We start from the raw sequence: 8,837 nt of genomic DNA, 5'->3' as shown, positions 1-8,837 counted from the left end.
CGGCGATTGGGCTGCAAAGCAGCCCCTAGCGGAGTAACGTGATGAAAACGCTCTTGGCCGTGACGGCCCTGGCGACACTGGCAGGATGCTCGCTGCTGCAGCCGGCGCAACCCGCCCCGGCAGACAACTGGACCCGCTGGGTCTGCGACACCCAGACCGAAGTGCTTTGGCGCTTCGCAGATGCGCAACAGGATTCGGTCGACGTCCGCCTCGGTGGCGGTGACCAGGTCTACCGGCTCAAGTCCGAGCCGAGTGCGTCGGGTGCGATGTACAGCGATGGCGTGCTGGCCTTCCACACCAAGGGCGAAGAAGGCCTGGTGTACTGGGTGGCAACCAACGATCTGATAGGGCGGGGCTGCAAGGCACCGTGACTGGCCGGGCCGCATAGGCGGCCCACACTACTTGAACAGCAACCGCCCCTGCGGCAGGCTTGCACGAAACAAACGACGCTTGTCGGGAGAGAGATACACAATGGCACTCATTAGCATGCGCCAGATGCTGGACCACGCCGCCGAGTTCGGTTACGGCGTTCCGGCTTTCAACGTCAACAACCTCGAGCAGATGCGCGCCATCATGGAAGCGGCCGACAAGACCGACTCTCCGGTTATCGTCCAGGCTTCGGCCGGTGCTCGCAAATACGCCGGTGCTCCGTTCCTGCGCCACCTGATCCTGGCAGCGATCGAAGAATTCCCGCACATCCCGGTGTGCATGCACCAGGACCACGGCACCAGCCCTGACGTCTGCCAGCGCTCGATCCAGCTGGGCTTCAGCTCGGTCATGATGGACGGCTCGCTGGGCGAAGACGGCAAGACGCCGACCGACTACGAGTACAACGTCCGTGTTACCCAGCAGACCGTTGCCATGGCGCACGCTTGCGGCGTTTCGGTAGAAGGCGAGCTGGGTTGCCTGGGTTCGCTGGAAACCGGCATGGCCGGTGAAGAAGACGGTATCGGCGCCGAAGGCGTGCTGGACCACAGCCAGATGCTGACCGACCCGGAAGAGGCCGCCGACTTCGTCAAGAAGACCCAGGTCGATGCCCTGGCCATCGCCATCGGCACCAGCCACGGTGCCTACAAGTTCACCAAGCCGCCTACCGGTGACGTGCTGGCAATCGATCGCATCAAGGAAATCCACAAGCGCATCCCTAACACCCACCTGGTGATGCACGGTTCTTCCTCGGTACCGCAAGAGTGGCTGGCGATCATCAACCAGTACGGCGGCGACATCAAAGAGACCTACGGCGTGCCGGTCGAAGAGATCGTCGAAGGCATCAAGCACGGCGTGCGCAAGGTCAACATCGACACCGACCTGCGTCTGGCCTCTACCGGTGCCATGCGTCGTCTGATGGCGCAGAACCCGAGCGAGTTCGACCCGCGCAAGTTCTTCGGTGAAACCGTCAAAGCCATGCGTGACGTGTGCATCGCCCGTTACGAAGCCTTCGGTACCGCCGGTAATGCCTCCAAGATCAAGCCGATCTCCCTGGAAGGCATGTTCCAGCGTTACCTGAAGGGTGAGCTGGCCGCCAAGGTCAACTGATCCTTTGTGCTGACGAAAAACCCGCAGAAATGCGGGTTTTTTTATGCCTGAATGAACGGCAAGTGACCGTTAGTCGACTACCCTTTGATTTATTCACTGATAGCGTTCTGATTGCATTGTTTGTTGTAACCTCGTGTCTAGAGTATTAATCGGATCCAATCGTTCGTTGACGTCGGTCAGACAAGAGAAGCAGCATGGATGGCGCTTACCCCCAACCACTGGAGAGCAACTCCGTACTTCTGGTGGTAGACGATTACCCGGAAAATCTCATCAGCATGCGAGCGCTCCTGGCCCGCAAGGATTGGCTGGTGCTGACGGCAAGCTCAGGGACGGAAGCCCTGAGTGCGTTGCTCGAACACGATGTCGACCTGGTGCTGCTGGACGTGCAGATGCCGGAAATGGACGGCTTCGAAGTTGCCCGACTGATGCGTGGCAGCCAGCGTACCCGGCTCACCCCGATCATCTTCCTTACTGCCAACGAACAGTCCGATGCCGCCGTGCTCAAAGGCTATGCCAGTGGCGCGGTGGATTACCTGTTCAAACCGTTCGACCCGCAGATTCTCAAGCCCAAGGTACAGGCGCAGCTGGACCAGCAGCGCAACCGCCGCATGCTGCAGCGCCTGACCCGCGAACTGGAGGACGCCCGGGCGTTCAATGCATCCATCCTGGAGAATGCCGCCGAGGGCATTCTGGTAGTCGATGCCTCGGGCACCATCAGCTTCGCCAACCCGGCGATTTCGCATTTGCTGCAGGCGCCGGTGGAGCAGCTTCAGGGCGCGCACCTGCTGGACCTGGTGCAATTGCCCAATGCCACCCTGTGGCATGACTGCGACTTCCATCAAGCCTACCTGGCAAGGCGCATTTTCCGCGTTCACGATGCCCATTTGCGCACGGTGGGCGGACACCTGGTGCCGGTGGCGCTGTCCTGTGCACCGCTGCCTGCCGATCAGCAGGCGATGGTGGTGACGGTGCTCGACATGTCGGTGGTGCGCAACCTGCACCAGCAGCTCGAACACCAGGCAGTCACCGATCCCCTCACCGGGCTGCTGAACCGCCGTGGCTTCTACCAGGCTGCCGAAGGCGTGCTGCTGCGCAATGACCGCCCCGACAAGGCGCGGGCCTTGATGTACATGGACCTGGATGGCTTCAAGCGGATCAACGATTCGTTGGGGCACGAGGCCGGCGACCGGGTACTGCGCTGGGTCGCCGAGCAGTTCAAGGACTGCCTGGGCAGCGAGGCGCTGTTGGCGCGCATGGGCGGTGACGAGTTCACCGCGCTGTTCGATAGCCTGCCTTATCCCGAGCAGGCCGGGCGGTATGCCGAACAGCTGCTGGAACGCGTCTCCATCCAGCAGCAGTTGGAGGGCTTGGACGTGAGCCTGGGGGTGAGCATCGGTATCGCCACCTATCCGGACTGCGGGGCCACTGTCGAAGGCCTGCTGCGGTCGGCCGATGCCGCCATGTATGCGGCCAAACAGGCAGGGCGCCAGCAGTACCGCTTCTACGACCAGGAGCTCAATGGCCGGGCGCGTTCGCGGTTGATGCTTGAAAACAGTGTTCGCGCCGCTGTCGAGGCGCACGACTTCAGCCTGGTGTACCAGCCCCAGGTCAGCTTCACCGATGGCCATTTGCGCGGCTTCGAGGCCTTGCTCCGCTGGCAGCATCCCAGCGTCGGCGACGTGCCGCCGGGCCTGTTCATTCCATTGCTGGAAGAAGCCCGGCTGATCAACCGTCTGGCCAGCTGGATCTATCGCCAGGGCGCGGCCCAGCGGCTGGCCTGGGATGAGCGCTTCGGCCCGGACCTGGTGCTGGGGATCAGCCTGAGCCGGGCGCAGTTCGCCATGCCCAGCCTGGCCGATGAGCTGCAGCGGGTGATCCAGGAATACCGGCTGAACCCGGCGCAGCTGGAGGTGGAGATCGCCGAGACCTCGCTGATGTCCAACCTCGACACGGCGATCAAGCAGATACAGCGCGTGCGCGAACTGGGTGTGCGGGTCGCGCTGGACGACTTTGGTTCTGGCGACTGCTCGCTGCGCATGGTGCGTGACCTGCCGATAGATACCTTGAAACTCGACAGGCACCTGGTGGCGCGCCTGCCGGATTCGACCCAGGACGCGGCGCTGGTGCGCAGCGTCGTCGGCCTGTGTGCGGATTACCGCATCACGGTCATCGCCGAAGGTGTGGAAACGCCGGCCCAGGCGGCCTGGCTGAAAGCCAATGGCTGTGCCTACGTGCAAGGGTTCCTGGTCGCTCACCCGATGACGGCGGCCGATGCCAGCGGCTTCCCGTCAATTTTTTCCTGGCCACGGCCCTGATTGGCTAGAATCGCCTTTCGTTACGCCGAAAGTCGTGCCATGACCGTATTACGCTACTTGCAAGCCTACCCGCCGCACCTGCAGCAGCAGGTGCAGCAAATGATCGACAGCGACCGCCTGGGCGAGTACCTGCAGCGTCGCTACCCGGGCCGCCATGACGTGCAAAGCGACAAGGCGCTGTACACCTATGCCCAGGAGATGCGCCAGCAGTACCTGCGTACCGCGCCAAGCCTGGACAAGGTGCTGTTCGACAACCGCCTGGACCTCACCCACCGCGCATTGGGCCTCAATACGGCGGTGTCGAGGGTGCAGGGCGGCAACCTCAAGGCCAAGAAGGAAATCCGTATCGCCTCGCTGTTCAAGGAGGCGGCGCCGGCGTTTCTGCGCATGATCGTGGTGCATGAGTTGGCGCACCTGCGCGAGCGTGACCACAGCAAGGCGTTCTACCAGCTGTGCCAGCACATGGAACCGGACTACCACCAACTGGAATTCGACCTGCGCGTCTACCTGACCTACCGGGAACTGCCAGGCAACCTGTAAGGATCACGCAGCATGGAAGTGAGCAAGACCAAGAGCAGCTTCTATCGTCGCCTGTACGTGGCCTGGCTCATCGACAGCCAGACCGCCACCAGCGTACCGGCCTTGATGGAGGCCACCGGCATGCCGCGGCGCACGGCGCAGGACACCATCGCCGCGCTGGCCGACCTGGATATCGTCTGCGAATTCGAGCAGCAGGAAGGCGCGCGCAATCATGCCGGGCATTACCGCATCCATGACTGGGGGGCGATCGACAAGCAGTGGATCACCCGGCACCTGCGCCAGATGCGAGAGGTGCTTGATTACCCGTGAGCCACGGGGCGCAAGCTCAGACCTTGCGCATGCCGATGTGGGGGATGTCGTCTTCCAGGTATTGCTCGCCCACCACTTCGAAGCCGTGCTGGCCATAGAAGCCTTGCAGGTGCGCCTGCGCCGACAGGTACACCGGCATCCCCGGCCAGCAGTGCGCAGCCGCTTCCAGGCCCTTGAGCAGCAGCGGGTGGCCCAGCTTCAGCCCGCGCGCCTGCGGTGCAGTCACCACACGGCCAATGACCACATCGCCACCCTGTGATTGCGGATCGAGCACACGCAGATAGGCCATCAGCTTGTCATCCTGCCAGCCCATCAGGTGCAGGGTGTCGCCCGCCAGGTCTTGGCCATCGACGTCCTGGTAGGCGCAGCGCTGCTCGACCACGAACACTTCGGTGCGCAATTGCAGGATGGCGTAGAGCTGATCCTTGCTCAGGTCAGTGTGGTGCTTGCAGATCCAGTCGATGGACATGGTGGGTGGCTCCTGAAAAAGATCGTCGATCATCGCAAATATGCCGGTCGGCGACGAGGGGGCGCCTGTGCGGGCCCTATCGCCGGCAAGCCGGCTCCCACAGGGATTGCACTTGCGGTCCTTGTGGGAGCCGGCTTGCCGGCGATAGGGCCAGTACAGGCACAACCCACTCAGGCCGCTGCCCCTTCTTTGATCAAGTGTGCCGCCAAGGTTCTCAGCGGCCCCAGCTGCCGGCAGATCAAGGCCAGCTGCGTCTGCACCAGCCGCTGATGCTCATCCACCTCATCCGGCATCTGCTCCAGCGCATTGGCCAGGGCTTCCTCGGCATCGCTGTGTATCGCTACCGGCAACCGCGCCGCCAGGCCGTTGGCGATTTCATCCAGGCTGTTGGCCAGGCTTTGCCCGGCCCCCTCGATCAAGTGTTCCTGGACCTCGGCCGGCAAGGCACTGTCACGGTGCGCGCCCAGCCCGGAGAGGTAGCTGAGCAACGTATGCGACAGCACCAGGAAGCGAAAGCCCACATCGGCCTCCTTACGGAAATGCCCCGGCTCCATGAGCATGTTGGCCAGCGTGGTGGACAGCGCGGCGTCCGCGTTGTGGGCGTTGCGCCGGGCCAGGCGGTAGGCGAGGTCGTCGCGCTTGCCGTGGGCGTACTGCTGCATGATCTGGCGCAGGTACACGCTGGCGCAGGTCAGGGTGTTGGCCAGTGCCTTGTTCAGGCGTCGGCCCTGCCAGTCGGGGAGGAACAGGAACACCGCAAGAATGGCGATCAGGCTCCCCACCAGGGTATCGAACAGCCGCGGCAGGAACAGGCCATAGCCATCGCCGATCTGGTTGAAGCAGAACAGCACCATCAGCGTGATCGCCGCCGTGGCCAGGGTGTAACGGGTTGTGCGGTTGACGAAGAACACCACGCCCGCGACCACGGCGAACAACGACTGGATGAGCGGATTGGGGAACAGGTCGAACAGTGCCCAGCCGACGGTCAGGCCGATCGCCGTGCCGAACACCCGCTGCACCAGCTTGCGCCGGGTGGCGCCATAGTTGGGCTGGCAGACGAACAGCGTGGTGAGGATGATCCAGTAGCCTTGGGTCGGGTGAATCAGATGCACCATGCCATAGCCGATCGACAGTGCCAGCGGCAGGCGCAAGGCATGGCGGAACAGCAGGGACGTCGGTGTCAGTTGGGTGCGCAGGCGGCTCCAGACGTCCTTGAGGTTGTGCGGCGAGCGGTCGAGCAGGCTGCTGTCGCTGGCATCGGCCAGGCTGTCCGGGTTGCTGGCGGCGCCCAGCAGGCGGTCGAGGGTGGCCAGGTTGGCAGCCAGTGCGCGCAGCGAGCGCAGCAGGCCGCGCCAGGCGGGGTTGTTCTGGTTGCGCAGGTGTTCCAGAGAGGCGTTGAGGTCTTCCAGGGTGTCGGCGAACCGGCTGTCCAGGACGAACGGCTGGCGCAGGCGGATCGAGCGCGCCAGGTCCTGGCAGGCCGAGCCCTGATGGCGCAGCAGGCGCTGGCAGCGGAACATCACGTCGCTGTGGAAGAACGCTTCAGCCAGGGCATTGTAGGGGTAGTGCGAGGCACTGACGCGCTCATGGATGTCCTGGGCCAGGAAGTACAGTTTCAGGTAACGGCTGACCTTGGAGTTGGGCTGGCTGTTGCCGACCCGGTGCAGGATGATTTCCTTGGCCGCGTTGAGTGCGGCGACCACTTTCCCGTTCTGCTGGGCCAGCTCCAGGCGCCGGGCTTCCAGGTCATGGTTGCGGATGGGTTCGAAGAGGTTGGCCTTGAGCTTGAGGTAGCGGCCCAGTTCGAAGAACAGCTTGGCCAGGCTCTGCTGCACCGGCTGGTTGGAGAACAGCGCCTGCCAGAGCACCGACAACAGGCCATACCACGCGGCGCCAGCCACCAGCAGCATCGGTTCGTGCCAGAAGTCGGTCACCTGGCCGCCGCGCTGGTCGACACCGATCATGGTGTACACCGCCGTGATCAGCGTTGCCGAGGCGATCGCCCCATAACGCTCGCCCAAGGCGCCGAGCATGGTCAGGCCGAACGCCGCCAGGGCCAGCGCGATGGCGAAGACCCAGGGGTAGGGGAACAGCAGCTCGACGGCCAGCGCGGCAATGGCAAAGCACACCAGCGTCACGGCCAGGGCGCTGAGGCGGCCCTGCCAACTGTCGTCGGTCTCGGCCAGGGCGCTGGCGATGATGCCCAGGAACAGCGGAATCAGCAGGCCCATCTCGTTCTGGTACCAGCACAAGGCCAGACTGCCGGTGAGGGCAATCGTGACCCGGATGCTGTAGCTGAACTTGTCTTGGCCCCACAGGCGACGCAGTGACTGACGGAACGAGCTCGATGACATGATGGCCTTGGGCAGTGATCGAATGAATGCATTGCCGCACGGACCAGCAAGAAGCGTTCCGTGCTGAATGGATTCTACTCTACACGAACTGCGCCGCAGCGTTGGCCGATGCCCAGGCCCACTGGAAATTGAAGCCGCCCAGGTGGCCGGTGACATCCAGCACTTCGCCGATGAAGTACAGCCCAGGGGTCTTCAGCGATTCCATGGTCTTGGAGGACACTTCGCGGGTATCGACGCCGCCCAGGGTCACTTCGGCGGTGCGATAGCCCTCGGTGCCGGCCGGCACCACCTGCCAGGCCGCCAGCTTGTCGGCGATCTGCGCCAGCTCCGCCGGGGTGTACTGCTTCATCGGCTTGGACTCGAACCACTGCTCGGCCAGAAGGTTGGCCAGCTTGCGGGTGAAGACCTCGCCCAACACGGTCTTGAGCTCGGCATTGGCGCGCTCGGTCTGTTGCTGTTGCAGCCAGGTCAGCGCATCACGGTCGGGCAGCAGGTTGATTTCGACGGTGTCGCCAGCCTCCCAGAACGACGAGATCTGCAGGATCGCCGGACCGCTCAGGCCCCGGTGGGTGAACAGCAGGTTTTCGCGGAAGCTGGTGCCGTTGCAACTGGCCGTGCAATCGAGCGAAGTGCCCGACAGCTCGGTGCACAGTGCCTTGAGTTGGGGCTCGGTGATGGTAAAGGGCACCAGGCCGGCGCGGGTCGGCAGCAGGGTATGGCCGAATTGGCGCGCCACCTGGTAACCGAAACCGGTCGCGCCCAGGGTCGGGATCGACAGGCCGCCGGTGGCGATCACCAGCGACTGGCAGGCGAACTGGCCGGCACTGGTCTGCAGCAGGTAGCCGTTTTCGGTCTTCTCGATGTGCTGGATGCTGGTTTCCATGCGCAGGTCGACACCGGCGTCGTCGCATTCGGCCAAGAGCATGTTGAGGATGTCACTGGCCTTGTTGTCGCAGAACAGCTGGCCGAGTTTCTTCTCGTGGTAGGGTACGCCGTGCTTGGCCACCAGCTCGATGAAGTCCCACTGGGTGTAGCGGGCCAGGGCCGATTTGCAGAAGTGTGCGTTCTGCGACAGGAAGTTGGCCGGCTCGGTGTACATGTTGGTGAAGTTGCAGCGACCGCCGCCAGACATGAGGATCTTCTTGCCTGGCTTGTTGGCGTGGTCGAGCAGCAGCACCCGGCGGCCACGGCGGGCGCTGAGCTGGGCGCACATCAGGCCGGCGGCGCCGGCGCCGAGGATGATCACGTCGGTGGTGTGCACGGGGTAACCTCTTTCAAGTAACAGGGGCCGCGCTGCGGCCCAATCGCCGGCAA

Annotated in this window: 8 protein-coding genes; 5 read left to right on the top strand and 3 right to left on the bottom strand. The window is 63.7% G+C overall.

Annotated elements, in window-relative coordinates:
• Nucleotides 1-41 precede the first annotated feature (41 nt).
• The 5 genes from PMI38_RS11465 to PMI38_RS11445 all read left to right on the top strand — a co-directional run bounded on the left by PMI38_RS11465 (nucleotide 42) and on the right by PMI38_RS11445 (nucleotide 4,700).
• Complete coding sequence (locus PMI38_RS11465; protein ID WP_008093960.1) at nucleotides 42-371, top strand: MliC family protein; 330 nt, start codon at nucleotides 42-44, stop codon at nucleotides 369-371.
• Nucleotides 372-471: 100 nt separating this feature from the next.
• Nucleotides 472-1,536, top strand: coding sequence for a class II fructose-bisphosphate aldolase (gene fba, locus PMI38_RS11460; protein WP_008093958.1), 1,065 nt, complete (start codon nucleotides 472-474; stop codon nucleotides 1,534-1,536).
• A gap of 194 nt (nucleotides 1,537-1,730) precedes the next feature.
• A complete protein-coding gene (locus PMI38_RS11455; RefSeq protein WP_008093956.1) occupies nucleotides 1,731-3,851 on the top strand; it encodes a putative bifunctional diguanylate cyclase/phosphodiesterase in 2,121 nt (706 codons plus the stop codon).
• A 39-nt stretch (nucleotides 3,852-3,890) separates the two neighbouring features.
• The gene (locus PMI38_RS11450; protein WP_008093954.1) at nucleotides 3,891-4,391 is read left to right on the top strand and encodes a M48 metallopeptidase family protein; all 501 of its coding nucleotides are present in this window, start codon (nucleotides 3,891-3,893) and stop codon (nucleotides 4,389-4,391) included.
• A 12-nt stretch (nucleotides 4,392-4,403) separates the two neighbouring features.
• Nucleotides 4,404-4,700: a winged helix-turn-helix domain-containing protein gene (locus tag PMI38_RS11445; RefSeq protein WP_008093952.1), complete on the top strand. Its 297-nt coding sequence runs from the start codon at nucleotides 4,404-4,406 to the stop codon at nucleotides 4,698-4,700.
• Between the two features lie 16 nt (nucleotides 4,701-4,716).
• Here PMI38_RS11445 and PMI38_RS11440 read toward each other — a convergent pair whose 3' ends face one another.
• The 3 genes from PMI38_RS11440 to PMI38_RS11430 all read right to left on the bottom strand — a co-directional run bounded on the left by PMI38_RS11440 (nucleotide 4,717) and on the right by PMI38_RS11430 (nucleotide 8,784).
• On the bottom strand, nucleotides 4,717-5,169 hold the full coding sequence (locus PMI38_RS11440) for a GNAT family N-acetyltransferase (protein WP_008093950.1): 453 nt from the start codon (nucleotides 5,167-5,169) through the stop codon (nucleotides 4,717-4,719).
• 170 nt (nucleotides 5,170-5,339) lie between these two features.
• Nucleotides 5,340-7,523, bottom strand: coding sequence for a YccS family putative transporter (gene yccS / locus PMI38_RS11435; RefSeq protein ID WP_008093948.1), 2,184 nt, complete (start codon nucleotides 7,521-7,523; stop codon nucleotides 5,340-5,342).
• Between the two features lie 79 nt (nucleotides 7,524-7,602).
• Nucleotides 7,603-8,784, bottom strand: a complete 1,182-nt coding sequence (locus tag PMI38_RS11430; protein WP_043273440.1) for an NAD(P)/FAD-dependent oxidoreductase — start codon at nucleotides 8,782-8,784, stop codon at nucleotides 7,603-7,605.
• Between the last annotated feature and the right edge of the window lie 53 nt (nucleotides 8,785-8,837).

It is taken from the genome of Pseudomonas sp. GM84 (genome assembly GCF_000282535.1).
GTDB lineage: Bacteria > Pseudomonadota > Gammaproteobacteria > Pseudomonadales > Pseudomonadaceae > Aquipseudomonas.
This window is presented reverse-complemented; position numbering and strand designations above follow the sequence as displayed.